This window comes from Bradyrhizobium vignae (assembly GCF_004114425.1).
Lineage (GTDB): Bacteria > Pseudomonadota > Alphaproteobacteria > Rhizobiales > Xanthobacteraceae > Bradyrhizobium > Bradyrhizobium vignae.
The window spans coordinates 168,492-192,832 of sequence record NZ_RDQF01000005.1; the positions used below are offsets into that span (position 1 = coordinate 168,492).

Below are 24,341 nucleotides of genomic sequence, written 5' to 3' on the forward strand. Positions count from 1 at the left end.
ACTTTTATGTCCGGCTCGCGGGAAAAGCCCTTCAGGCGTCAGTGACGCTTGAAATACTGCACCTCGCGCTCGTGCTTCTCGGCGGCCGCACGGCTCTTGAAAGTGCCGAGGTTACGGCGCTTGCCGGTCTTCGGATTCACCTTGCGTGAATAGAGGCGGTATTCGCCCGATGCCAGTTTGCGGATCATGATCGCGCTCCGTTTTGTCTGGATGTCAACGGCGTACGCGCGGGCCAGGTTCCGTCAAATCGTGGCTCTGTTCGCAAAGCGCCGCGCAATCGCGGCGGCGCTCAGAAGCACAACGTGGTGACGAGCCTGCCCTGCTTGTCCTTGATCGCGTAGGGGCAGCGAATGCGTTCCAGCGCCTTCTTGGCGTCCTCGTCGCCGAGCGCGGCGGCGCGCTCGTAATAGGCTTTTGCGGCGTCCTTGTCCTTCGGACCACCGCGGCCGCCTTCCGCGAAGGCCCCCATCCGCTCCAGCGCGCCGGGATGATTTTGTGCCGCTGCCTTTTCGAACAGCGCACGGGCCGCAACGTCGTCCTTGGCACCGCCCGCGCCTTCGGACAGCATCAGGCCGAGCTGGTACTGCGCTTCCGCGTTGGTCTCGGCAGCCTTGCCGAGCAGCGCGCGGGCCTGCGCGGGATCGGCCGGCGCGGCGCCACCTGCGCCGCCGAGCGCGGCGAGATTGCTGACGCCGCGGGGGTTGCCGGCCTGCGCCGCCTTCTCGAACAGCTTTCGCGCTTGCGCTTCGTCCTTCGCAACGCCGGAGCCGGTGCCATAGGCGACGCCGAGCTCGACCATGGCCGCGCTCGATCCCTTATCGGCGGCCTTGCGCCAGGCGGCGATCGCCTCCGCCGTCTGCCGGTTGGCTGCATGAGCGCGGCCGAGCGCGAACATCGCGCGCCGCGAGGATGGCGCGGCCTGCTTGCAGAACTTGATCGCGGTCGCGATGTCGGAGGGAGCGATCTCCGTGACGCCTTTCACGTCCGCCGGCTTGTCGGGGTCGCTGGGATCGGCGGCGACCCGGTCGCACAGGACGAGATCGGCCGATTGCGCCTGCGCGGTCAGGGGCGCGGCGAGCGCGAAGAGCATGGCAAGGAGGTAAGTCCGCATGGTCGTCACGTTGCGTCTTCGCCTCGGCGAATTCAAGGCTCAAGTCCCGACTGGCGCAGGACGGGGGCGACCTCTGGCGATGTCAGATGGCGCAGCAGCCGATCCGCGGCGTCGGCATGTTTCGCGTTCGCCATGCGGCCGGCCGAGAACACGGCGGGCGTCTGCAGCGCGCGCGGAATCGGACCGACCACCTCGATGCCGCCGACCTGCTTCAGCTCGCTGATCTGCTGCACGGCGAGCTCCGCCTCGCCGGTCACGAGCCGCTCCGCCGTAAAACCCTGCTCGACGATGGTCGCCTTGGCATTGACCTCGGCGGCGATGCCCATCCGAACGATCAGCTGGGCGAAGTACACGCCGCTCGCACCGAGCCGCGAATAGGCGACTGAGCGCGCGGCGAGCAACGTCTGACGCAGCGCGGCTTCGTTGGCGATGTCGGGATGCGCCTGCCCTGCCCGCACGGCGATGCCGACGAAGGAGCGCGCCAGATCGGCCGCGCTCGCGGCAACCACGCGCCCCTCGCCGATCATCTCGTCGAGCCCTTCGCGGGTGAGGATGACGAGATCGGCGGCTTCACCGTCGCGCAAGCGCTTGAGCAGCGCCAGGGTCGGCGCGAAGTCGGCATCGACATGGATGCCGCTGTTGGCCTCGAAGGTGGAGGACAGGCTGCGCATCGCGCCCATCAGGCCGAGCGTCGAGAGCATGCGGACATTGTCCATGAGCAGTTCCTGGCGTGATCAGGCGCGATGCAGCAGCTTGAGGGCGGCGGTCAGGCGCAGGCTGCGTCTGCCGACCAGCGCCGTTGCTTCCAGCACCGCCTGTTCGCTGTCATAGCTGCCGGAGAAGCCGATGCCGACCTCGTGACCGCCGAAGATCGGATCGTCCTTGGCCGGCGTATGCTCCTGGTTGAGAATCTGGCCCTTCCAGCGGCCCTTCGCCGCGGTGTAGCTGCCGAGATAGTAGAACGATGCATCGCCGCCGAGGATGCGCCCCTGGTTGAGCAGCATCACGCCCGTGAGTCCGCCGTCGATGCCGTCGAGCATCCGCAGACGGATCGAATAGAGACCGTCGGCGATGCCTGCTTCGCCAACGCCGTCGCCGATCGGCACCTCCTCGTCGGTGATCGGCGTCATCACCGACTGAAAGGGCACGCCGGGCAGCTCCTTGAGCTCGCCCTTGAAGCGATAGAGATCGCCGTCAGCCCAGCCCCTCGCGATCAATGTCGCATCGTCGGTGCCGGCCATGGCGCGGTAGTTCGGATCGGGGTTGTGACGGACGGTCTTGATCACGACGTCGACCCCGCTGTCGGTCTTGTCGTAGGTGCCGATATGGGCGAAGGCCGAATTGCCGCCGAGCATCTTGCCATCGCCGGCATGCATCACGCCCCGGCCGACGGCATCGCCGAGTTGAAATCTCACCTTGTAGAAGCCTTCAAACACCAGGCGTATCCCCGGCCCTGCGCGCATCCAGGGCCACTCTATCCTGCTTTCGGCGGCAATGGACAAGTTTCGCAAAGCCGAGGTCGGCACGGACGGCAACGGCCTTCATCCAAATGCAAAAAATCCGCCGGAGCCTTCGCTCCGGCGGATTGAACGCCAACCCGGGCCAGCCCCCCGGCCCGGGCCGGGAGGATCTTAGGCCGCGGCCTTCTTATCGGTCGGCACGGACGCGATCGTCTTCAGGATCTGCGAGGCGATCTGGTAGGGGTCGCCCTGCGAGTTCGGACGGCGGTCTTCCAGATAGCCCTTGTAGCCGTTGTTGACGAAGGAGTGCGGAACGCGGATCGAAGCGCCGCGGTCGGCCACGCCGTAGCTGAACTTGTTCCACGGCGCGGTCTCGTGCTTGCCGGTCAGACGCTTATCGTTGTCCGGGCCGTAGACGGCGATGTGATCCATCAGGTTCTTCTCGAAGGCAGCCATCAGCGCCTCGAAATACTCCTTGCCGCCGACTTCGCGCATATAGGCGGTCGAGAAGTTGGCGTGCATGCCCGAGCCGTTCCAGTCGGTGTCGCCGAGCGGCTTGCAGTGGAATTCGATGTCGATGCCGTACTTCTCGGTGAGGCGCAGCATCAGGTAGCGGGCCATCCACATCTGGTCGGCAGCGGTCTTGGAGCCCTTGCCGAAGATCTGGAATTCCCACTGGCCCTTGGCGACTTCCGCGTTGATGCCTTCATGGTTGATGCCGGCAGCGAGGCAGAGGTCGAGATGCTCCTCGACGATCTTGCGGGCGACGTCGCCGACGTTCTTGTAGCCGACGCCGGTGTAGTACGGGCCCTGCGGCGCCGGATAGCCGGCCTCGGGGAAGCCGAGCGGGCGGCCGTCCTTGTAGAAGAAGTATTCCTGCTCGAAGCCGAACCAGGCGCCGGCGTCGTCGAGAATGGTGGCGCGCTTGTTGGACGGATGCGGGGTCTTGCCGTCGGGCATCATGACTTCGCACATCACCAGCACGCCGTTGGTGCGCGCACCGTCCGGGAACACCGCGACCGGCTTCAGCACGCAATCGGAGCTGTGGCCTTCGGCCTGCTGGGTGGAGGAGCCATCGAACCCCCAGAGCGGAAGCTGCTCGAGCGTCGGGAACGACGCGAATTCCTTGATTTGAGTTTTGCCGCGCAAATTCGGAGTCGGCGTATATCCGTCGAGCCAGATGTACTCGAGCTTGTACTTGGTCATTGAGCCTCTCTGTTGATGATGCGAAAGGTGGGGTTGAGAGCCCCGCACGTTTGTACCCGGCCATCATCGGCCGGCCCTTCCCAAGCATTTTGCGTGCCAAAAGGCCGCAGCGCGGAGGGTTTTCCACGGCCGCGGGCCTCGCCTCGCGGCCGGCCGGCCGTCCACAGCGGCATGCGTCATAGCGGCGCACCATTGCGTGAAGGTGCACTGCAAAAACCCTGCGGAAAACGCCTGATTCTGGAGCAGGCTGACGCTAGCCGAATGCTGCCGATCAAACGCGCATCAACGTCCGGCAATTTTCGCAAAGCCATTGGCCCGTCCCTAGCAACCTTTGGAATGGCCCGGGCGTTAGCCACTCACGCGGTGCCTTGGGGGGTGCAGGTAGGTGCGTGCCTACAAATTAGGCGGAAACTGATTTCCTTTTTAGCACTTCCCAATCCGGGAAGCGCGGCCGATATGGGATTCCAGTAACCACAATCGAACGAGTCGGGCGCACCATGGAGGCCAAGGCGCTTCGACCAAGGAGAAATCGCAATGATGAACAATGGTCTGAGTCACGGATCTGCGAAGATCTACCAATTCCCCGTCGGCGGCCGTGCGGCTCTCGGCGGACGCCGCTACGACGAGACCCGCCTTTCCACCGATCACGGCCCGCTGCCCTCGAACGTCTCGATCTGCAGCGACAGCTGGTATCACCAGGATGCGGTCGACGAAGCCAAGCCGAAATGGGATCGCTGATGCCTGTAACCGGTTTGAAACCGCAGCGCTCTCTCAACCGCCCGGCGGCAGTTCGAAAAGGGCCGAAACAACGTTGTTTCGGCCCTTTTTGATTCTTTCGCGAGCCACGCCGTTCAGATCACCGCGCAGGCCGTGACCGGCCGCTTCAGATGCTTGATCGTGGTGGCGCCGGCCTTCCCGATGATCAGCGTGATCCCCGCCCCCGAATAGCGCGCGCCAGAGACTGCCAGCCGCTTGGCGAGCGTGACAGGCTCGCCATCGATCTGAAGAAAGGCGCGCTTGTCGCCATCATAAAAACCAACGATGAACTGAGTACCATCGGCGCAGCGGTAGGTCCGGAATGTCTGCGCATCAGCCTGCCGCGCGTCGATGCTTCCGACCGCCAGCATGGTGATCGCCAAAACAATGGCCTTGTGCCGGTCCATGATCGCCCCCTGTAATAGACCCCAAGGACGCCAACCGTGCATCCAGTGGAACCATAACCCAAGCCGATCCCATGTCAGACTCCCCTGCCCGCCATCTCGCCCTGCAAGGCGCCAGCAATTTTCGCGATCTCGGCGGTTATCCGACGACTGACGGCCGCACCACGCGCTGGCGCCACATCTTCCGCTCCAATCATCTCGGGCAGCTCACCGCTGCCGATGTCGAGATCGTCCGCGCGCTGGGCGTCCGCAGCGCATTCGATTTCCGTGGGCTGGAGGAGCGCGCGGCCGGCATCTGCGTCGTGAACGAGATCACGGTGCATTCGCTGCCGGTCGAACCGACCGTCGTGGCCGCGCTACGCGCTGAACTCGCCCGGGGCACGTTGACCGCACCGGTCGCGCTCGAGCTCATGCGCGAGTCCTATCGCAACTATGTCCGCCACAATACGCACAGTTTTCGTGCGCTGTTCGGCCATCTGCTGGAAGACCGCGCGCCGCTCGTGATCCACTGCACTGCGGGCAAGGACCGCACCGGCTTTGCCAGCGCGCTGATCCTGCATGCGCTGGGCGTGCGCGACGATGTCATTGCCGAGGACTACCTCTTGACCAACCGGCACTACAAGCGTGACGCGTCAAACGCCTCTGATCTTCCGGCCGATGTTCTCGACGCGATCGGCAGCGTCGAGGCCTCGTACCTGGCGGCCGCTTTCGAGGCGATCGATAGCGAATATGGCGACCTCGAAACTTATCTGCGCGACGGGCTGAAGCTCGGCACGGCCGAGCGAACCGCATTGAAGGCGCGCTATCTGCAATCATAGGCTACGGCGCCGGGAGAACGATGATGCAAGACAAGGTCCTGATCGTGACCGGCGCATTCGGCGCGCTTGGCAGGGTGGTTGCGGAGACGGCACAGGCGCGCGGCGCGCGCGTTGCCGGCGTCGATCACGCGCTTTCGCAGAGTCCCGCGAAGCCTGAAAGCATCGCGATAGGCGGCGTCGATCTGTCCGACCCGGCGCAGGCGAAGACGGCGATAGATGCGGCGGCGAAGCATTTCGGCCGGCTCGACGCGCTGATCAACATCGCCGGCGGCTTCGCCTTCGAGACCGTCGGCGACGGCGACATCGCGACGTGGCAGCGCATGCATGCGTTGAATGTCCTGACCGCGCTCAACACCTCGCGCGCGGCGCTGCCGCACCTCCTCTCGTCCAAGGCTGGCCGCATCATCAATATCGGCGCGATAGGCGCGCTCCAGGCCGGCAGCGGCATGGGCCCCTATGCCGCGTCGAAAGCCGGCGTTCATCGCCTCACCGAAGCGCTCGCCCACGAATGGAAAGGTAAGATCACGGTCAACGCCGTGCTGCCTTCGATCATCGACACCAAGGCCAACCGCGCCGACATGCCAAAGGCGGACTTTTCCAAATGGGTGACACCGCAGGAGCTCGCAGAGGTGATCCTGTTCCTCGCCAGCGAGGCCGCCAGCGGCATCACCGGCGCGCTGATCCCGGTCGGCGGCCGGGTGTAGCGCCTTTAGGCCGAAACGTCGGGGCGCCTCGGATTCAATCGGAGCCGAGAAGGCTCTAGACTGCGCGCAACTGATTCTTCGATCGGACCACCCGTGGAAACCGCGCTCTATCTCCCCGTCAAACGCTTCCTCGAAGAGCTCGGCTTCACGGTCAAGGGCGAAGTCGGCGGCTGCGATCTCGTCGGCCTCAGTGCCGACGATCCGCCCATCGTGGTGATCGGCGAGCTCAAGCTCGCCTTCAATCTCGAGCTGATCCTGCAGGCGGTCGATCGCGCACCGGCCGGCGACGAGGTCTGGATCGCGGCGAAGATGTCAGCGCGCGGCAAGGGACGCGAGAGCGACGCACGCTATCGCAATCTCTGCCGCCGCCTCGGCTTCGGCATGCTCGGGGTGACCGACCGCGGCCAGGTCGAGGTGCTGGTGAAGCCGCCAACCGCAGCGCCGCGCCGCGAGCCGAAAGTGCGCTCGCGACTCGTCGCCGAGCATCAGCGCCGGCAGGGCGATCCGGTGCCCGGCGGCAGCACCCGCGCACCAATCATGACGGCCTATCGGCAGCAGGCGCTGGCCTGCGCATCAGAGCTCGCGACAGGTCCGCGGCCTGTACGCGAGCTGCGCGTCCGTTGTCCCGATGCCGGCAAGATTTTGCTTAACAATGTGTATGGCTGGTTTGAACGCGCTGAGCGGGGAATCTACCGGCTCACCGAAGCTGGACACGCTGCCCTGAAACGCTGGCCCCAGCAGCGGGTGGAGGTCGGCGCAGGTGCTGCGTCACCGCCATGACACCCGACCGGTGCATAGCTGAGCTGCCACACCAATTACATATTGCAATGCAACATTCGCGGCACTAGGTATCCCGGCATCAAAACGAGGCCGTTATGAGCGCAGACTGGAATACCAAATATGGCACGCGGCGCGTGCGCCACGATCCGCCCACCCTGGACGAGGCGATCTTCGCCGCTGTCGGCATCACCGACGACCAGGCGCAGCAGGCGGAGATCGCCGCCGCCTTGATGGGGATGCCGCTCGACATCGTGCAGGCCGAGGTGAAGAAGCAAGCCCGCGCCAACAGCCGCCTCACGGCCACGCGGGTGATCGCCGGTGAACAGGGCGCGCAGCGCTCCGTCGTGGTCGAGCGTCGCGTGGTCCGCCGTTTCGGCATTGACAAGCGCACCGGCACGTAAGCCTTCATCTTTAGCCTTCATCTTTCGACCCGGAAATACGAAAGCGGACCGGTTTTACCGGTCCGCTTTTTGATTCCCGTCCGTGATTAGGCTACGCGGCACGATTGCCGTACATGCTTGAGATCAGCTTCCAGCAAGTGCTGTTGAAGCTGAGAAGAGCGCGCCCGGCCATGAAGGGCGAAGCCGCGAGATCAGCGAGCTCGGCCTCAGGCGTCTTGGCGAGGTCGATCGTACCGGTCGATTCGCCGTGCCGGAAAGCCAGATGTGCCCCGAACTTCCGGGCGAGCGCCCGCATCGCGTGATTTTCGGCGCCCGTCGTGATGCGCAACTGCTTGTAGCCTTTCCAGCGCGCCTCCGCGATCAGCCGGCGGAACAGCACGGTGCCGACGCCTTGGCGGCGCGTGGAGGCTTCGACGCTGAAGGCGACTTCGGGTAGCGAATCGTCTTCCGGCGGATGCAGTTCGGCCGCGCCGCGCACCACGCCATCGACGATATAGGCAACGATCACGGTGCCGTCCTCGGCGCAGCGGGCGGCGTAACGCTCGATGAAGCTGTCGTCGAGAAAGCCGTTGAAACGGTCGTGCCGGCTGCCGGCATCGAGTCTGAGCAGGTGATCGCGCAGAAGCGGCAATTCTTCCTGCTGGATTAGGGTTCGCACATAGCCCGGGGCGGTGCGGACGGTCTCTTCAAGTACCACGTCAAAACTCCTCTTGGTGTCCCTCGAGGAGGCGTTCGAATCCCTAGGTCCCCTATATTGTGCATCGCACCATGATTTTCAAGACGGAAACCTGCCCAACTTCGAGGCAGCGAAAGCGACCAATTCGTTAATAAAATCAAAGTCTCGTAGGCTTACAGCACCAGCTGCGTCTGTGTCACCACGGCGACCAGCTTGCCGTCCTCCGTCTCCAGCCGGGTGGTCCAGATCTGGGTCCGCCGGCCACGATGGACCGGGGTGGTCGTGGCAATGATTGTGGTTCCCTCCTTGGCCCCACCGATGAAATTGGTCTTGCTCTCCAGCGTGGTGGTGCCTTTGGCGTCCTCGGGGAGATTGATCACGGTCGCTGCCGCGCCGACGGAATCGGCCAGCGCCATCACCGCCCCGCCATGGATGGTGTGATGAAGTGTGCAGAGATCGGGCCGGACCGTCATCCGCGCCACCACGCGGTCCTTCTCGGCCTCTATGAACTCGACGCCCTTGAGCTCGGCGAACGGCATCTTCATCGCTTTGAGTTTCTCGAGCGGCGTCATCGGATCTTCTCCCAATTGCTTGTTGTCTCAGCGTGAATTGCTTCGCACCGTAAAGCAATGACGTCCGAGGTAATGGTACTCGTGATATCGGCACTCAGCGCCAATACCCTCGTGTTCCCGAACGCGCTGCAACGCCATAGCGCGTCGAAGCCGCTCGTAAACGCGCTAATGGCGTTGCTGCGCAGAGCCGGGACCATCTCGCGACGGATTTCGGTGCCGCGTGGGCCCCGGCTCTGCAGCGCACCGCTAAGAAGCGCTGCGTCCGGGGCACGAGATTTTCCTCACGTCACCGCGTTCACGACCTGATATTCCGGCCGGCGCCACACCCCGCCCGCGATCACCTCCTCGATGATCTCCGCCGCCCGCACGATCTCGCTCTCGCCAATGTACAGCGGCGTGATCCCAAACCTCATGATGTCGGGCGCGCGGAAATCGCCGATGACGCCGCGGGCAATCAGCGCCTGCATGGCGGCGTAGCCGTCATCGAAGGCGAAGGAGACCTGGGAGCCACGCTGCCCATGCGCGCGCGGCGTCGCCAGCTTCAAGGACGGGCAACGTCGCTCGATCTCGCCGATCAGGAGGTCACCGAGCGCCAGCGAGCGCGCGCGAACCTCCTGGATGTCGACCCTGTCCCAGATGTCGAGGGAGGCCTCCAGCGCCGCCATCGCCAACACCGGCGGGGTGCCGACGCGCATGCGCTCGACGCCGCCGGCCGCCGCATAGGCGAGATCGAACGCAAACGGTTTTGCGTGGCCCATCCAGCCGGACAGAGCGGCACGCGCGCTGTCGGCATGGCGCGGCGCGACATAGAGGAAGGCGGGCGCGCCGGGACCGGCGTTGAGATATTTGTAGGTGCAGCCGGCGGCGAAATCGGCGCCGCAGCCGGAAAGATCAACTGGCAGCGCGCCGGCGGAATGGGCGAGATCCCAGACCGTGACGATGCCGAGCGCATGCGCTTTCGCGGTCAGCTTCCCCATGTCGTGGCGGCGGCCGGTGCGGTAATCCACCTCGGTAATGTAGAGCACCGCGATCTCTTCCGACAGCGCGGCCTCGATCTCCTCCGGCGCCACCAAGCGCAATTGATGGCCGCGCCCGAGCGTCGTGATCAGGCCCTCGGCCATGTAGAGGTCGGTCGGGAAGTTGCCGGTGTCCGACAGGACGATCTTGCGGGATGGGGTCATGTCGAGCGCGGCGGCGAGTGCCTGATAGACCTTCAGGGACAGCGTGTCTCCGACCATCACCGAGCCGGCTGCAGCACCGATCAACCGTGCGATACGATCGCCGACGTGGCGTGGCTGGACATACCAGCCTGCGGTGTTCCAGGCGCGGATCAGCTCGTTGCCCCACTCTTCGGTGATCACGCGATTGACCCGCTCGGCAACGCCCAGCGGCAGCGCACCAAGCGAGTTGCCGTCGAGATAGATCATTCCGTCAGGCAAATGGAACAGTGCCTTGGTGTCGTCATAGACGCGAAGCCTGGTCATGGACAGCCCTACAGAATCGTACGCACGCGCCAGAGTTCGGGAAACAGCTCGACCTCCAGCATGCGCTTGAGATAGCTGACCCCGCCAGTGCCGCCGGTGCCGCGCTTGAAACCGATGACGCGCTCGACCGTGGTCACATGATTGAAGCGCCAGCGGCGGAAATAGTCCTCGAAATCGACCAGCTTCTCGGCCAGTTCGTAGAGCATCCAGTGCGTCTCCGGCGCCTCGTAGACGATACGCCAGGCCTGCAGCACGCCTTCGTTGAAGCTGTGGGTCTCACGGACGTCGCGCGCCAGCACCGCTGGCGGCATTTTCAGTCCATTGCGGTCGGCGAGCCGCAGCACCTCGTCATAGAGGCTTGGCGTGGCGAGTTCGGCTTCGAGCAGCTTCGTCGTCTCCGCATCGTGCGCATGCGGCTTCAGCATGGCGTGGTTACGATTGCCGAGCAGAAATTCGATCAGCCGGTATTGGCGCGACTGGAAGCCCGAGGATTGCCCAAGCTGCGAGCGGAAACGGGTATATTCGCTGGGCGTCATGGTGCGCAGCACGTCCCAGGCGTTGTTGAGCTGCTCGAAGATCCGCGACATCCGCGCCAGCATCTTCATCGCGGGCTGCACCTCATCACGTGAGATCGCACGGCGCGCGGCGCTGAGCTCGTGGATGGCGAGCCGCATCCACAGCTCCGTAGTCTGATGCTGGATGATGAACAGCATCTCGTCATGCGCTTCCGACAGCGGATGCTGCGCGCCAAGAATCGCATCCAGCGCCAAGTAGTCGCCATAGGACATACGCCGGGCGAAATCGGTCTCGGCGCCTTCGCTGGTAGGATCGTAATCGCTGGACGTCATGACAGGTCCTTTCGATCGATCTCGCCCGGCTTTGCTCAATCGAGGCCGATCAGGCGGGCGGTGATCGGTGAGGACGGGTCCTTCAGCCCGTCGATCACAGTAAAATGGTTGAGGCCGGGCTCGACGACGAGGCGGGTCGGCACGTCAAAGCCGGTCCAGATATTGGCCATCAGATCGGATTGACGGATGAATTCGGGCCGCTCGCTGCCACCGACCCAGGCGGTCACCGGCGAATGCCCGCGCGGCAGGTGCAGCGCCGCGCTTTCCAGCGTCGCCTCCTCCATGGTCATGCGCAGCGTCTCGTTCATCTTGGTCTTGAGCAGCGGACGCAGGTCATGCAGGCCGCTGATCGAGAGCGTCCCGACGATGCGGTCGTAGACGGCGGACTCGAGCCGGCTGTCGTCGCACAGCATGCGCGTGACGAGATGCCCGCCGGCAGAATGGCCAGCGAGCCGGATCGGTCCTGAGACGAGCGATGCCGCTTTGGCGATCGCGGCGGCGATTTCTGCTGTGATATCGGAGATGCGTGCGGCCGGCGTCAGCGTGTAGCTCGGCAGCGCGACCGTCCAACCATGATGCCGCGCGCCTTCGGCGAGATCGGTCCAGGTCGATTTGTCGAAGCGCATCCAGTAGCCGCCATGGACGAACACGACGAGGCCCTGGCTGTCGCCGTCAGGCAGGACCAGGTCGAGCTTCTGCCGCCGGCCGGTGCCATAGGCGATGTCGGGGCGAATCCCCCTCAGCCCGGCGCGGTAGGCCGCCGCCCGCTCCACCCACAGCGCAGGCATCTTGTCTGAGCCCGGGATATGGGCCGAATTGGCATAAGCGTCATCCCAATCGCGCATCGTTGCTCCCGAGGACTCGTCCAGCGAACCGGACACCAGTCTGCCACCGGTACGGCCGGCATCCTAGTGTTTATTTTAAGCTTAAAGCATTCGAGAGGAGCCCATCGATTGGACAGGCGACGACTGGCCCGTGCGTTTCCCGGGCGCAGCGCAGCGTGCAACGATGCGCTGCTGAACCGGGGTCCAGTGCATACGGCGACATGGGTCCGGCTCTGCCGAGCACCACGCGGAACGACGCTTCGCATCGTCCGCGCGCTGCACCCGCGTCCGGGACACCAAACTACGCCTTCTCCACCCCGCACCACTCGGCGATGAACAGTGCCATCGCCTTGGTCGCCTTCTTCAGCGATTCAAGCTCGACAAACTCGTTGAAGCCGTGCATCTCGCCTCCGCTTGCGCCAAAACACAGACTTGGAATGCCATGGTTGAGACCGTAGAAGCGGGTGTCGGTGAGCGCAGTGAAAACGAGGTCCTCGACCGCGCCGCCATAGACCTTGTTGAAGGCCTTGCCGAACGCAGCCTCAGGCTCCGCGGCATTGGTCAGCTCATAGCCTTCCGACAGGAAGCCCGACCATTCGATCTGCGGCGGATTGTTGGCGAGGAAGGGGTGGTTACGCGCAGCGGCAGCGACGCAAGCCATGATCTCCTTCTGGTGATCGGCGATCGACCAGCCCGGCAATACGGCAATCCGACAGTCGACGTCGCACCAGGCCGGCACGCTCGAGGCCCAGTCGCCGCCCTTGATGATGCCGGGGTTGAAGTTGATCGGATGGTTGAGTGTCTTGAAGTGGCGATCGGCCTTGGCGCGCTCGTTCCATTCGATCTCGAGCTTTTGCAGCGCCTGGATCAGATGATACGCCGCCATGATTGCGTTCGCGCCGGAACCTGCAAAGGCGACATGGGTCGGGTGCCCCTTCACGCGCAGACGAAACCAGATCACGCCGACCTGTGAGCGCACCATCTTCCCGCCCGTCGGCTCGGGAATGAAGCAGGCATCCGCGCGGTAGCCGCGCTGCAGCGTGGAGAGCGCGCCGACGCCGGTGCTCTCCTCCTCGATCACGGATTGGAAGTGGATTCGTGCCGTCGGCTTGAAGCCAGCGGCCTTGATCGCATCGAGTGCGTAGAGGGCGCCGATCGTGCCCGACTTCATGTCGTAGGCACCGCGGCCAAACATCTTCCCGTCCTTGATGACGGGTGAAAACGGCGGGGTATCCCACAATTCCAGCGGACCCGCCGGCACCACGTCGCAGTGGCCCTGCAGGATCAGCGATTTGCCGACGCTGGTTTGCGGACGGTAGGTGCCCACCACCGAACGCGCCTTGGAGAAATCGTGCTCGATCGAGCCGAAGCCGCGCAGATCCTTGAGGTCGTCGATGTTGATGTACCAGTCGTCGACCTCATAGCGGCGTTCGCGCAGGAGGTCTCCGATCATGTCCTGGCACGGCCCCTCGGCCCCGCGGGTCGGGGGATCGCGACGAAATCACGTGTGGTCGCAAGCTGGGCTTCGAAGCCGGCATCGACGGCATCAAGAATCCTCTGCTGCGTTTCGGCATTCATCAGGCAACTCCAATCGGGCATTCAGATCATCGATGGAGCGCAAGCTAGCCGATTTCAGCCGTTCGGGTACTCCACAGAATAAGCATCCCGCAATGCATCTTCGAGCAGTCGGCCTTCTGAATAGCCATTGAGCGTCGCAGGGCGCGTAACACCCGCGAGGAGGCGCGGGCAAGGTTCCGGCGCGCCGAGCACCGTGCGCACCGGAATGCGCTCGGCATAGATTGGCAACGGATAGTCCTCGTCGTCGTCAGCGACACCCTTGGCGCGGATCTTGGCCGAGGCTTCTTCGATCTCCATCGCAATGAAGGACGTTGCCTTGATCTCCTGCGTAGTGCTCTGTCGCAGGCCGGCGGTACGGTCCGGGAAGAAGCGATCGACCATCGCGATCACCGCCCGCTCCTTCTCCTCGGGATCGGTGACGAGATAGGCCGTGCCGAACGCCATGACTGCGCGGTAGTCGGCGGAATGATTGAAGCCGCAGCGCGCCAGCACGAGGCTGTCGAGATGGGCGACCGTCAAGCAGACGCGCTCGCCCTTAGTCTGGTTACGCAACATGCGGCTGGCGCTCGATCCGTGCCAGTAGAGCTTGGTGCCCTCCCGCCAGAAGAAGGTCGGCGTGCAATAGGGCTGGCCCTCGATCACATAGGAGACGTGGCACAGCATCGAGGAATCCAGGATGCGATGAACCGTATCGTGATCGTAGAAGCCGCGGTCGTGCCGGCGCTTCACCTGGTTGCGCGCCGATGTCGGATAGGAATTTGATGTCTCGGTCTGGCTCACGGCCGCTCCTGGTCGGATTGGATGATTTCCGAAGCAGTTGTAGCGGCACGTTTGGTCTGCGATAGTTCCAATTCCATGCAAAAAATTCCGACCAATTCTTCCTGCCGAGCCAAGGCCGAGCTTCCGCTCGACCTGACCGGGCCCCACGTCACGGCTGGCGCCTCCGCCGCGCACCGGCTCTATCAGGCGCTGTGCGAAACGATCGTCTCTGGCCTGGTCAAGCCCGGGGAGTCGCTGCCGCCATCGCGGACGTTGGCCAGGCAGACCGGCTTCCGGCGCAACGCCGTCGTCACCGCCTATGAGCGCCTGATCGCCGACGGCTTTGCCGACGCAACCGTCGGCTCCGGAACCTTCGTCGCAGCACGTATCCCCGCGAGGGGGGCCGAGACCAACAAGCCGAAGGTGGTTGTCGAAACACCGAGGCAAGGCGCGCTCGCGCTCGGCTGCACCCATATCGACGAGCGTGCGGTGCAACGCCTTCGCGCTTTCGTCGGCCGCCGCTTGCGCGCGTTCGGGTCCGAGCACCTGCATTATGGCGATCCTCGCGGCAGCCGCGAGCTGCGTGCGGCGATCGCCGATCACCTGCTGTCGGCGCGCGGACTGCGCTGCGACCCCGATCAGATCATGCTGACGTCGGGCACGCTGCACGCGCTGCGCATCGTGCTGAGCGCGATCCTGAAGTCCAACGACCAGGTCTGGTGCGAGGACCCCGGCTATCCCGCCGCGCGAAAGACTATCGCGCATTGCGGCTATCGCGCAGTGCCTGTCGCCGTCGACGAGCACGGGATGCGTGTCGCCAAAGGCCGCATCGCGGCACCGTCGGCGCGCGCGGCCTACGTCACACCGTCGCACCAGTTTCCGCTGGGCGTGCAGATGTCGATGCCGCGGCGGCTCGAGCTATTGGACTGGGCGAAGCAAGCCGGCGCATTCGTGCTTGAGGACGATTACGATAGCGAATTCCGCTATGACGGCGCACCGCTGATGTCGCTCGCCGGCATCGATCGCCTCCAGCGGGTGATCTATCTGGGCACGTTTGCCAAGACGCTGTTTCCGGGCCTTCGCATCGGCTATTGCGCCCTGCCCGAACGCCTGATCGCGGACGTGACGGCCGCGCGCGCGGCGCTCGATCGCTTTCCCGGCACACTGATGGAGGGCGCGGTGGCGGACATGCTCAATTCCGGCGCCTTCGCCGCGAACCTGAAGCGCGTGCGTAAACTCTATCGCGAGGCGCGCGATGTGCTCGCCGAAACGCTGGAAGTCGCATCCGATGGTGCGCTTTCGGTGCCAGTGCCCTCACAAGGCCTGCATCTCGTCGCCCGATTCGATCCCTCGGTCGATCCGGCGGTGGCAGCGCATGCCAAGCAAGCGGCCGGCACGGAAGGCTGGCTATTGGCCGACACCTATTCGCGCGGGCGTCCGCTGCCCGGCTTCGTGCTGGGATTTTCCGGCCACCCGGTTCCACAGCTCGTGACCGCCGCCGAACGTCTCGCGAAGGAATCGCGCGCAGCGTTGGGCACAAGGCGAAAATCGGACCGCCGGGCGTGACGAAGCTTCACTATCAGAATCGCCTGCCGGTCCCTAAATTGCGGCATCGATGCCGGGACCTCACATCATGCTGCTTCGCCACGCAACCTGCCTCTCGCTGCTGATCTCCATCGCGCTTGCCTCAACGACACGCGCAGGGACTATTGGACGCGAGCAGGACATCGTCGATCTGAAGCTCGGCCAGCGTGTGCTCGTGGATGATGGAACCTGCCCCGCCGGCCAGGTCAAGGAAGTGCGCGGTGCGAAGATGACCGAAAAGGGAGTCTCGCGCACGAGTTCCTGCGTGCCGCGGCACGGACCGAAAATGAAATGATGATCTGACAAGCTACTTCGCCGGATCGAACATGCACTGCAGCGTCGGTTTGGCAATCTTGGTGAAGGTCGGGCCGATCTCGCCCTGCTTGGAAGCCGGCACCCAATCGGTCTCGATGGTGGGCACGCCGGTTTCGCTGATGCCCCGCAGCAGCGCTTCGCGCAGATCGCGGTCCTCAACGGCCGCGGCGGCGTGATCGTGCAGACAGCCGCAGACTTCCTCCGGATGCTCCCAGCGTCCGAGCATGCGCGGCGCGCACTGGCGCACGAATTCGGTGCGGGGATCGGGCAGTCTGGAGGGCGCGCGCACTTGCGCCTGAACGGAACTGATCGTCAGAACGGACACAAACGCTGCGGCGCAGAGACGAAGCAACATGATGGCTTTGCCGGCTATTGTGTGCGGTCAGAGGCGCGCGGCGACCATGATCGGCTGTGCGGCCGGGACCGTGACGGGCGAGCCGCTGTACTGGAAAGTGCCGACACCGGGGAGAGCGCCGTCGGGCGAACCCGCTAATGAGGAGCCGGCGAGCACGAAACCGAAAGCAAGGATGAAGCCGAGCGCGCGCATGATCTTGTGTCCCAATTCGGTCGCCGGCGGTGCGCCGTCGTTGTGACGCTGATAACCATGGGCGGTTTCGTGCGTGATGCGTGAAAAGCTGAAAATGGTTTCGTCTTCGTGAGAATTGTTTCGTCCCATTCAAGACGACGAAACATTTCTCGGAAAATGCCAGTCATTTCAGCAAGGTCTCGCTGCAGGTCAATGTGGCCCGCCAAGTTCCGGCGCCAGCACGGACATGCGCCTTGCACAGGCGCCGTCACGCTCCCGCTGCCCGCGTTTCACATGCATTTTACTCTTTTCTGCTGAAAGGAGCGGCAAACGAGGGCTGGGTGCGATCGAACCGGGGGTGGTTCGGCGGCGACCCAAGCCATCGAAACCGAGACGCCCGGATCATCGGGCGCATTCACGTGAGGGATGGCCATCATGATGGCGGGAAATCGCGCAACGCCGCGGGATGCGGATCTACAGACCGATCGCGGAGAGCAATCGCCCATTCGCGGCAGCGCCGGCGAAATGGCGCTGCAATCGAGCCGCGGCTTCGAGGCCGCGCCGCAGATGTTCGTGCGGCTGACCGGTTCTCATCTCGCGAAGCCGCGCAATCGTCACTGAGAAAACGCGAACGCGTCACTGCGTGAAGAACTCGCCGCACTTCTGGACGTTCGCGTCCGCCGGCCCCCACGGCATGATCGGCACGGTCGAGGTCGAGTTCTTGGGCGAGCCTTCGATCAGCTTGTCCGAATAAACCATGTAGACCAGCACGTTGCGCTTGGCGTCGCAGCCGCGCACGATCTGCATCTTCTTGAAGAACAGCGACCGGCGCTGGCGGAACATGTCGTCGCCCTGCTCCATCTTGTGCTTGAACTTGATCGGACCGATCTGGCGACAGGCCAGCGAGATGTCCGAGACCTCCTCGGCAAGGCCGAGCCAGCCCTTGAAGCCTCCTTTCTCCGGCACGGTGAAGTGACAGGCGACGCCCTCGACTTCAGGATCATCGAGACCATAGGTCGCGAGCTTGTCGTTCGGGCTCATCCATTTGAACACGGTGGAGCGGCGGAAGATCAGATCAGGCTCATCGGCGGCCGACGCCGACGCCATCGGCGCGGTCAGAATCAGCAGGAATAAAGCGAGGCCTTTCAAGCGGATGCTGGAAAGACCGGGGAAGCGGGATGACATGAAGTTCTCCGGTAACAAGTTCCCGCAATGTAGGAACGCGAGCGACGATCAGGAAGGACGCGGACAGTCGGGCGCGGCCGCCGTTTACCGCTCCGTGAGGCTTTTTTGCTACGTCTTGAACAAAAGTAACTGACGGCAGAACCGCCCTGCTGGTGAACGCGTAGTCCCCTCTGAGACACTAACATCTGATTTGGATTATGGATTCGAGGATGAACAGCGTGAACGGTTCGGGTTCTGCCGCCAAGCCGGCGCGGCTGTGGCAGGTCGCCATCTTGACGGCGGCGGGTGCGATCGGCGCGACCAGCCAGGCAGACGCAGCGTATTATTATTGGACGGACTATTCCGACGGGTCCTATTACGCCCGGCAGGATCGGCTTCCCGAAATACCGCGCCAGAAGCCGCAAAAGCGTGGCGTCGCAAGCAAGAAAGAAAGCCTCATCGAGAAGGAAGCCGGCACCAAGCCGCAAGGACCGCTCGTCATTGTCGTTTCGATCGACCGGCAGAAGGTGACGATCTACGACAGCAACGGCGTGTTCGCGGAATCCCCGGTGTCGACCGGCATGAAGGGCCACTCGACGCCGATGGGTGTGTTCAGCGTCATTCAGAAGCACAAATTCCACCACTCCAACATCTATAGCGGCGCGCCGATGCCGTACATGCAGCGGATCACCTGGTCCGGCGTCGCCATGCATGCCGGCGTGCTGCCGGGCTATCCCGCCTCGCATGGCTGCATCCGCATGCCGATGGCGTTCGCGATGAAGATGTGGAACTGGACTCGGATGGGTGCGCGCGTGATCGTGGCGCCGGGTCAGATGTCACCGCAGAGCTTTTCCCATCCCCTGCTCGCCTCCTTGCGCGTGCCACCGCAGCCCGCGGCGAGCATCGAACCGCAGACCAATGTCAGCGACAAGGCCGACAAGGGCGCCGCCGAAATCAAGCCAGTCGAGACCAAGACGGCCAGCGCCGACAGCGTGCTCGACCTGCGCACCTCCGTCGGCCACGCCGTCATGTCGGATGTGACCACGGGCAATGCGCCCGCGCGCGACGAAGCCGCGGCACCGGCCGACAACGTCAAGACGGCCGAGGCATCTGATGCGCCCAAGTCTGATGCGCTCAAGTCCCGGTCGCAAGATGCGGCCAAGCCAGCGAACGACGACAAGCCCGCCGAGAAGGTCGAGGCTGTCAAGGCCGAGCCGGTCAAGACCGAGGCGGTGGACTCCGCGAAGACGCCCAATGCACAAGCGACTGCTCCGGCGCTCGCCACCTCGCCCGATGCGAAAAAGGACGAGAACCGCGTTGCCGATCCTGCGCCGGCGACAAAGACTGATACGCCCAAACGCGCCGGCCAGATCGCCGTCTTCATCAGCCGCAAGGATTCCAAGCTCTATGTGCGGCAGAATTTTGCGCCGCTGTTCGAGGTGCCCGTCACGATCGCCGCGAGCGACCGGCCGCTCGGCACGCATGTCTTCACCGCAGAAGTCGACAAGGCCGATGCCAATGCACTGCGTTGGTCGGTGGTGTCGCTGCCCGTCGCCGCGCGTTCCGCGGCACGCGAGGATGACAGCCGCGTATCGCGCCGCCAGCGCGGCGCCGCCGTGATCCCCGTCGCTGCAAAACCGGTGCTCATGCCGGACAGCCCGGCTGAAGCCCTCGACCGCATCTCCGTCCCCTCCGACACCATGGCGAAGATCAACGAGATGCTGACGTCAGGCAGCTCAATCATCGTCTCCGACCAGGGCATCAACCAGGGCGAGACCGGCGAAGGCACCGATTTCATCGTCCGCCTGTACTAGCGCCCTCGCAGTGTTCAATAACGCGTTGTTGACGAGCCCGCTCGCGCCGGCGGAGTAACATGCCTTCCGGATCATTTCGGGGGACGCCGTCATGATGAACCGCAGGACCATGCTCATCGCGGCGCTCGGCAGCACGCTCGCGCCCGTAACGCGCGCCCTCGCTGATGGTGGCATGAGCCGGATCTCGGCCTACGCCTTCTCCTTCCCCGCACTGTCAGGCGACGACATCCGCCTCGCCGCGTTCACCGGCAAGCCGCTGCTGGTGGTGAACACCGCCTCGCTCTGTGGCTACACTCCGCAATATGCCGGCTTGCAGGAGGTCTGGAACGAGTTTCGCGAGCGCGGGCTTACCGTGATCGGCGTGCCCTCCAATGATTTCGGTGGCCAGGAGCCCGGCGGCGCGAGTGAGATCATGCAGACCGCGCATCACCAATATGGTGTTACCTTCCCGGTTGCGGCGAAGGCCGTGGTGGTCGGTGCAAAAGCGCACCCCTTCTACAAATGGGCCGCTGAGGCGCGACCGAAGGAAGTTCCGCGCTGGAACTTCCACAAATACCTGATCGGCCGCGACGGCTATATCGCCGAGGTCTTTCCCTCCGCAGTCGAACCGGCCGACACGCGGATCAAAACGGCCATTGCCAGGGCGCTGGCCGATAGTTGACGCCGGCCCCATCCGGCTGGGCACAATTATGGCGGGCGGTCAAACAGCCGTTGCAATGGCGAGGGCCCACCATCTAGGCTAGGATCGTTTGGGGCAGGACGGTTTTTGCCGCAGGCGAAGCCGCGGCGCAACAACGGGATCAATCTCGAGGACAACACCATGCGTGTGGCGGCAGGACTGATTTTGGCAAGCGCGTTGTCGGTTGCGTTGACCGGCGCAGCATGGTCGCAGACACCGGCCGCGAAGCCCGCAGCCGCGGCACAAGCCGCACCGGCGGCTGCAGCGCCCGCTGCGGCTCCTGCGCCTGCAGCAGCTGCTCCGGCCCCAGCGGGCTTCGTCAATCCGCCCCCGCCGAAACAGGCGCCGCAGCCGGCGCGCGCGGCCTGCAATACGCCGGGCGCCCTCGGTGTCGCCCGCACCGTCGAGATCGACACCACGGGCGGCCCCGGCTTCGGCTTCGAGCATTTCAAGGAGCTCGATTTCCTGCGCGACCACGAGGTGGTGCTGACATTCGACGACGGTCCTTGGCCGAAGAACACGCCTGCCGTGCTGAAGGCGCTCGCCGACGAATGCACCACAGGCATCTTCTTCTCGATCGGCAAGCACGCGACCTATGAGCCGGAGATCCTCAAGCAGGTCTACGCCGCCGGCCACACTGTGGGCAGCCACACATGGTCGCACGCCAATCTGAACAACAAGAAGCTTAACGAGGCGCAGCGCAAGGAAGAGATCGAGAAGGGCCTTTCCGCCGTGAAGTGGGCGCTCGGTGGTATCTCCCCCGCACCGTTCTTCCGCTTCCCGGCGCTGCAACATCCGCCGGAGATGGTCACCTATCTCGGCAACCGCAACATGGCGATCTTCTCCTGCGACATCGACTCCTTCGACTTCAAGGCCTCCAAGCCCGAGAAGGTGATCGAGACGGTGATGAAGAAGCTCGACAGCAAGGGCAAGGGCATCATCCTGATGCACGACTTCCAGAAGCACACTGCGGAGGCTCTGCCCGAGCTGCTCAAGCGGCTGAAGGCCGGCGGCTACAAGGTGGTGGCGATGCGCGCCAAATTCCCGGCCTCGACGCTGCCGGAATACGATCAGGAGCTGCTCAAGGACATCAAGCTGCCGACGGTGAGCCAGCGCCCGGTCAATTCCGTGGTGACGACCGTTTCCGAATAGAAGGCCGTTGTCTTTCCGTATCGAGGGCTACGTCATCGTGTCAGCGGACGGCATGCTCGCCGACGCCGATCACGTCATGCCCGACAGCCTGAAGTTCGAAGGTGACAAGCTGTTCTTCGAGCAGGCGCTCGAGCGCGCCGCGCTGATCGTGCATGGCCGGCACTCGCACGAGCAGCAGCCGAATTCGCCGAAGCGCAAGCGGCTGATCCTGACCCGCAAGATCAAGGACCTCACCGTCGATCCGGAGATGCCGAACGCGACGCTGTGGAATCCGGAGCATGCGAGCTTCCAGGCGGCCTGCGCCTTCGCGGACGTCGCCTCCGGCATGATCGCCATCATCGGCGGCCCGGTCGTGTTCGACATGTTCATGGACCGTTACGACACGTTCTGGCTGTCGGAGGCTCCGCACGTGCGGCTGCCCGGCGGTGAAGGCTGCTTTGTCGGCGTGCCCCAGCGGACGCCGCATGAGGTGCTGGCTTCCCATGGGATGAAGCCGGGCGCGCCGTACTTGCTCGATGCGGCGCATGACGTGACCGTGACGCCGTGGCGGCCGGGTTAGCCTCTCGGCATTGCCGACGTCGCTCACAGCGGGAGGTCAGTTTCAAAACTGGAAAAACAACCCCATGCAAAGTACCGGCAATATAATACCGCTATTTATCCTGGCGTTTCAGCAAGCTAAATTGGTCCCGCCGCCGGCCAGCGCAAAGCCGACTAGCATATTTGCCGAGACCCAATAATCGGCCCCGACGGCGGTGATGGCGCTATAGCCAGCGTCCGCGGCGCTGCGTCAATACGAGCCGGCCATTCAGAAACACCGCATCAATAGACTGAGACAAAAGCGCAAGACTGGACGGCTTCGGATCGAGGCTGCCGCCCGCGGGCGGCAGGATTCGTGGACGAACGAACCATTTCCTTTCGCCGGATGTAAACCTGCAGCGAGCATGATTGGTCCTGCGGGGCCCTTCCCGCTCCTTAACCACGATCAAGACGCGACCACCCACCAGCATGAGCGACGACGGTACGACGACAAATCCCCCAGACGGCTCCGGACTGACAGGTGATGCAGCCCCGATGTCATCCCTGCTACCGGCATTCGGCTTCACCGCCGATCAGATGGAGACCGATGCGAACGTCGCCGCCTGGCGGGAGGCTGTCGCCACGCTGTTCGAGGTCGACGAGCTCGCCGCCGACGAACCGGGTCCGTTTCGCGCCGACATCAGCTCCTACGCCATGGGGCCGGCGCTGATCGGGCTGAGCCGTGCCAGCGGCCAGCGCTTCCGCCGGACGGCTGAAACGATCGCGCGCAGCGGCGTCGACCACATCATCCTCCAGCTCTATCTGAAGGGCGGCTATGACGGCGTCGCGGGCACCCGGCCGATGCAGGTGCGCGCCGGCGACATCTGTCTGTTCGACCTCGCCCAGACCCTGGAGACCAAGGCGACGGCGTTCGAGAATGTCACGCTGGTCGTGCCGCGCCCGATGTTCGGCACCCATCTCCTGCGGGTCGACGATGTGCACGGCCTCGTCCTGCCGGGCAGCAGCGTGATCGCAAGGCTGCTGGCGGGACATCTCACCGCGCTGTTCGAATTTGCGCCGCGCATGACGCTCGACGAATGCCAATCGGTGGTCGAGGGCACGGTCTCGCTGCTGGCCGCCTGCCTGCGCAACGAGCTCGAACGTGGCGATGCTGATGCCGACCATGCCGTCGCTGCGAGCCCGTCCCTGATGCGGATCCGCCAATATATCGAGGCCGGACTTGCCCGTGAGGATCTATCCGCCAATTCGATCGCGGCCCATTTCGGCCTGTCCCGGGCGTCATTGTACCGGCTGTTCGCGCCGGTGGGCGGCATCGCCGATTACATCCGCAGCCGCCGGCTGCACCGCGCCTTTTTCGATCTCGCCAATTCGGGCGCACGTGGTCCGCGGATCAGCGAGGTCGCGCGGCGCTGGCAGCTCGGTTCCGACGCGCATTTCACGCGCTCGTTCAAGGCAGCCTATGGCATCACGCCCCGCGCCGCGCGCGAGGCGGCCTTGCTCGGGGTACAGCGGGGCACGGATGGAGCAAGCAGCGCGACTATTTCCCGCTGGATGCGCGAGATCGCGCCTCCGAGAGCGGATTGATGGCTAGACGTCGCCGTAGGCCGCCTCAGCCGGGCGCGTCGTGCGGCCGTAGCCGATGATCATGCAGAGCGCGCCGATGATCGACAGGTTCTTGAGCGCGTCGACCAGCATCTTGGCGTTGTCCGGCGGAGTCTGGTTCCAGAAATCGTAGAACAGGACGGTCGCGACCGCGACGTAGATGATCAGCAGCATCGCGAAGAAACGCGCGCCGAAGTTCAGCGCGATCATCAGCCCCGCAATGATCTCGAGCCCGCCGATCGCAATCGCCAGGAGCCGCGGCGTCGTCATGGCCGTCGCCGCCTCGATCTGCTTGGCATAGGGGGCGATGACGTCAGGCACGACCAGCTTGGCGGCGATGAGATCGGCGGTCGCCTGGATGGCAAAGAGCTTGGTTGCGCCCGTATAGACGAACAGCACCGCGAACAGGATTCGCCCGAAAGTCACGAACGCTGGCATGATCGGCCTCTTGGCAAAGCGCTACCGCAGGGAACGCTCGAGGGGATTATGAAGAGTCCGTTTGCGCTTTTCAAACGAGGAAATGGAGAGCTGCGAGGAATTCAAAGCTGGCGGCGCGCTATTCAGTTGGCGCTCCCTAGCGGAATCGA

Annotated in this window: 29 protein-coding genes and 1 pseudogene; 13 read left to right on the forward strand and 17 right to left on the reverse strand. The window is 64.2% G+C overall.

Translation table 11 applies throughout. From position 1 onward, the window contains the following. Nucleotides 1-38 precede the first annotated feature (38 nt). From EAV90_RS06340 to EAV90_RS06360, 5 genes are all read right to left on the reverse strand, one after another. Entirely contained in the window at nucleotides 39-188 is a 150-nt protein-coding gene (locus EAV90_RS06340; protein ID WP_007609497.1) for a hypothetical protein, read from the reverse strand. Between the two features lie 101 nt (nucleotides 189-289). After that, nucleotides 290-1,111 carry a tetratricopeptide repeat protein gene (locus EAV90_RS06345; protein ID WP_164936806.1) on the reverse strand — a complete coding sequence of 274 codons (822 nt, stop codon included), beginning with the start codon at nucleotides 1,109-1,111 and terminating at the stop codon, nucleotides 290-292. Between the two features lie 32 nt (nucleotides 1,112-1,143). Beyond that, nucleotides 1,144-1,827: a substrate-binding domain-containing protein gene (locus EAV90_RS06350; protein ID WP_122403508.1), complete on the reverse strand. Its 684-nt coding sequence runs from the start codon at nucleotides 1,825-1,827 to the stop codon at nucleotides 1,144-1,146. An 18-nt stretch (nucleotides 1,828-1,845) separates the two neighbouring features. Further along, nucleotides 1,846-2,547: a GrlR family regulatory protein gene (locus EAV90_RS06355; RefSeq protein WP_122406703.1), complete on the reverse strand. Its 702-nt coding sequence runs from the start codon at nucleotides 2,545-2,547 to the stop codon at nucleotides 1,846-1,848. 195 nt (nucleotides 2,548-2,742) lie between these two features. After that, nucleotides 2,743-3,777, reverse strand: a complete 1,035-nt coding sequence (locus tag EAV90_RS06360; protein WP_122403509.1) for a glutamine synthetase beta-grasp domain-containing protein — start codon at nucleotides 3,775-3,777, stop codon at nucleotides 2,743-2,745. A 534-nt stretch (nucleotides 3,778-4,311) separates the two neighbouring features. Here EAV90_RS06360 and EAV90_RS06370 point away from each other — a divergent pair. Then, the gene (locus EAV90_RS06370; protein WP_122403510.1) at nucleotides 4,312-4,515 is read left to right on the forward strand and encodes a DUF2735 domain-containing protein; all 204 of its coding nucleotides are present in this window, start codon (nucleotides 4,312-4,314) and stop codon (nucleotides 4,513-4,515) included. A gap of 113 nt (nucleotides 4,516-4,628) precedes the next feature. Here the strand turns inward: EAV90_RS06370 and EAV90_RS06375 are convergent, their stop codons facing one another. Next, a complete protein-coding gene (locus tag EAV90_RS06375; protein WP_129142945.1) occupies nucleotides 4,629-4,940 on the reverse strand; it encodes an MliC family protein in 312 nt (103 codons plus the stop codon). 71 nt (nucleotides 4,941-5,011) lie between these two features. Here EAV90_RS06375 and EAV90_RS06380 point away from each other — a divergent pair, with 71 nt between their 5' ends. The 4 genes from EAV90_RS06380 (at nucleotide 5,012) to EAV90_RS06395 (ending at nucleotide 7,640) form a co-directional block, all read left to right on the forward strand. Beyond that, nucleotides 5,012-5,755 (forward strand): tyrosine-protein phosphatase, encoded by a 744-nt coding sequence (locus EAV90_RS06380; protein WP_129142901.1) that lies wholly within the window; start codon nucleotides 5,012-5,014, stop codon nucleotides 5,753-5,755. A 23-nt stretch (nucleotides 5,756-5,778) separates the two neighbouring features. Next, on the forward strand, nucleotides 5,779-6,459 hold the full coding sequence (locus EAV90_RS06385) for an SDR family oxidoreductase (protein WP_129142902.1): 681 nt from the start codon (nucleotides 5,779-5,781) through the stop codon (nucleotides 6,457-6,459). A gap of 93 nt (nucleotides 6,460-6,552) precedes the next feature. Then, nucleotides 6,553-7,239, forward strand: coding sequence for a DUF2161 domain-containing phosphodiesterase (locus EAV90_RS06390; protein WP_122403513.1), 687 nt, complete (start codon nucleotides 6,553-6,555; stop codon nucleotides 7,237-7,239). Between the two features lie 95 nt (nucleotides 7,240-7,334). Continuing rightward, entirely contained in the window at nucleotides 7,335-7,640 is a 306-nt protein-coding gene (locus tag EAV90_RS06395; RefSeq protein WP_122403514.1) for a hypothetical protein, read from the forward strand. 91 nt (nucleotides 7,641-7,731) lie between these two features. Here the strand turns inward: EAV90_RS06395 and EAV90_RS06400 are convergent, their stop codons facing one another. From EAV90_RS06400 to EAV90_RS06430, 7 genes and pseudogenes are all read right to left on the reverse strand, one after another. Further along, nucleotides 7,732-8,337, reverse strand: a complete 606-nt coding sequence (locus tag EAV90_RS06400) for a GNAT family N-acetyltransferase (protein ID WP_122403515.1) — start codon at nucleotides 8,335-8,337, stop codon at nucleotides 7,732-7,734. A gap of 152 nt (nucleotides 8,338-8,489) precedes the next feature. Continuing rightward, nucleotides 8,490-8,888, reverse strand: coding sequence for a PaaI family thioesterase (locus EAV90_RS06405; RefSeq protein ID WP_122403516.1), 399 nt, complete (start codon nucleotides 8,886-8,888; stop codon nucleotides 8,490-8,492). Between the two features lie 281 nt (nucleotides 8,889-9,169). Next, nucleotides 9,170-10,372, reverse strand: a complete 1,203-nt coding sequence (gene kynU / locus EAV90_RS06410; RefSeq protein WP_129142903.1) for a kynureninase — start codon at nucleotides 10,370-10,372, stop codon at nucleotides 9,170-9,172. Nucleotides 10,373-10,380: 8 nt separating this feature from the next. Next, a complete protein-coding gene (gene kynA / locus EAV90_RS06415) occupies nucleotides 10,381-11,220 on the reverse strand; it encodes a tryptophan 2,3-dioxygenase (protein ID WP_129142904.1) in 840 nt (279 codons plus the stop codon). 35 nt (nucleotides 11,221-11,255) lie between these two features. Continuing rightward, nucleotides 11,256-12,065 carry an alpha/beta hydrolase gene (locus EAV90_RS06420; protein ID WP_129142905.1) on the reverse strand — a complete coding sequence of 270 codons (810 nt, stop codon included), beginning with the start codon at nucleotides 12,063-12,065 and terminating at the stop codon, nucleotides 11,256-11,258. Between the two features lie 280 nt (nucleotides 12,066-12,345). Continuing rightward, nucleotides 12,346-13,622, reverse strand: a pseudogene (locus EAV90_RS06425) (ArgE/DapE family deacylase). A gap of 54 nt (nucleotides 13,623-13,676) precedes the next feature. After that, the gene (locus EAV90_RS06430; protein ID WP_129142906.1) at nucleotides 13,677-14,402 is read right to left on the reverse strand and encodes a pyridoxamine 5'-phosphate oxidase family protein; all 726 of its coding nucleotides are present in this window, start codon (nucleotides 14,400-14,402) and stop codon (nucleotides 13,677-13,679) included. Nucleotides 14,403-14,477: 75 nt separating this feature from the next. Here EAV90_RS06430 and pdxR point away from each other — a divergent pair, with 75 nt between their 5' ends. After that, entirely contained in the window at nucleotides 14,478-15,947 is a 1,470-nt protein-coding gene (pdxR, locus tag EAV90_RS06435) for a MocR-like pyridoxine biosynthesis transcription factor PdxR (RefSeq protein WP_129142907.1), read from the forward strand. Between the two features lie 67 nt (nucleotides 15,948-16,014). Further along, nucleotides 16,015-16,260 carry a DUF6719 family protein gene (locus tag EAV90_RS06440; protein WP_122403522.1) on the forward strand — a complete coding sequence of 82 codons (246 nt, stop codon included), beginning with the start codon at nucleotides 16,015-16,017 and terminating at the stop codon, nucleotides 16,258-16,260. A 12-nt stretch (nucleotides 16,261-16,272) separates the two neighbouring features. Here the strand turns inward: EAV90_RS06440 and EAV90_RS06445 are convergent, their stop codons facing one another. Both EAV90_RS06445 and EAV90_RS40050 read right to left on the reverse strand, forming a co-directional pair. Then, nucleotides 16,273-16,635, reverse strand: a complete 363-nt coding sequence (locus EAV90_RS06445) for a hypothetical protein (RefSeq protein ID WP_122403523.1) — start codon at nucleotides 16,633-16,635, stop codon at nucleotides 16,273-16,275. Nucleotides 16,636-16,662: 27 nt separating this feature from the next. Then, on the reverse strand, nucleotides 16,663-16,842 hold the full coding sequence (locus EAV90_RS40050) for a hypothetical protein (protein ID WP_129142908.1): 180 nt from the start codon (nucleotides 16,840-16,842) through the stop codon (nucleotides 16,663-16,665). A gap of 399 nt (nucleotides 16,843-17,241) precedes the next feature. Here EAV90_RS40050 and EAV90_RS06455 point away from each other — a divergent pair, with 399 nt between their 5' ends. Further along, nucleotides 17,242-17,427, forward strand: a complete 186-nt coding sequence (locus EAV90_RS06455; protein ID WP_162500299.1) for a hypothetical protein — start codon at nucleotides 17,242-17,244, stop codon at nucleotides 17,425-17,427. A gap of 15 nt (nucleotides 17,428-17,442) precedes the next feature. Here EAV90_RS06455 and EAV90_RS06460 read toward each other — a convergent pair whose 3' ends face one another. Continuing rightward, the gene (locus EAV90_RS06460) at nucleotides 17,443-17,991 is read right to left on the reverse strand and encodes a CreA family protein (protein WP_122403525.1); all 549 of its coding nucleotides are present in this window, start codon (nucleotides 17,989-17,991) and stop codon (nucleotides 17,443-17,445) included. 209 nt (nucleotides 17,992-18,200) lie between these two features. Here EAV90_RS06460 and EAV90_RS06465 point away from each other — a divergent pair, with 209 nt between their 5' ends. The 5 genes from EAV90_RS06465 (at nucleotide 18,201) to EAV90_RS06485 (ending at nucleotide 23,736) form a co-directional block, all read left to right on the forward strand. Beyond that, nucleotides 18,201-19,784 carry a L,D-transpeptidase family protein gene (locus EAV90_RS06465; protein WP_164936807.1) on the forward strand — a complete coding sequence of 528 codons (1,584 nt, stop codon included), beginning with the start codon at nucleotides 18,201-18,203 and terminating at the stop codon, nucleotides 19,782-19,784. Between the two features lie 91 nt (nucleotides 19,785-19,875). Then, on the forward strand, nucleotides 19,876-20,445 hold the full coding sequence (locus tag EAV90_RS06470) for a glutathione peroxidase (RefSeq protein ID WP_129142910.1): 570 nt from the start codon (nucleotides 19,876-19,878) through the stop codon (nucleotides 20,443-20,445). Nucleotides 20,446-20,604: 159 nt separating this feature from the next. After that, nucleotides 20,605-21,615 carry a polysaccharide deacetylase family protein gene (locus tag EAV90_RS06475; RefSeq protein ID WP_129142946.1) on the forward strand — a complete coding sequence of 337 codons (1,011 nt, stop codon included), beginning with the start codon at nucleotides 20,605-20,607 and terminating at the stop codon, nucleotides 21,613-21,615. A gap of 7 nt (nucleotides 21,616-21,622) precedes the next feature. After that, nucleotides 21,623-22,174 (forward strand): dihydrofolate reductase family protein, encoded by a 552-nt coding sequence (locus EAV90_RS06480; protein ID WP_164936808.1) that lies wholly within the window; start codon nucleotides 21,623-21,625, stop codon nucleotides 22,172-22,174. Nucleotides 22,175-22,620: 446 nt separating this feature from the next. Next, nucleotides 22,621-23,736, forward strand: a complete 1,116-nt coding sequence (locus tag EAV90_RS06485; RefSeq protein ID WP_129142911.1) for a helix-turn-helix domain-containing protein — start codon at nucleotides 22,621-22,623, stop codon at nucleotides 23,734-23,736. Nucleotides 23,737-23,739: 3 nt separating this feature from the next. Here EAV90_RS06485 and EAV90_RS06490 read toward each other — a convergent pair whose 3' ends face one another. Then, entirely contained in the window at nucleotides 23,740-24,192 is a 453-nt protein-coding gene (locus tag EAV90_RS06490; RefSeq protein WP_122403529.1) for a DoxX family membrane protein, read from the reverse strand. Between the last annotated feature and the right edge of the window lie 149 nt (nucleotides 24,193-24,341).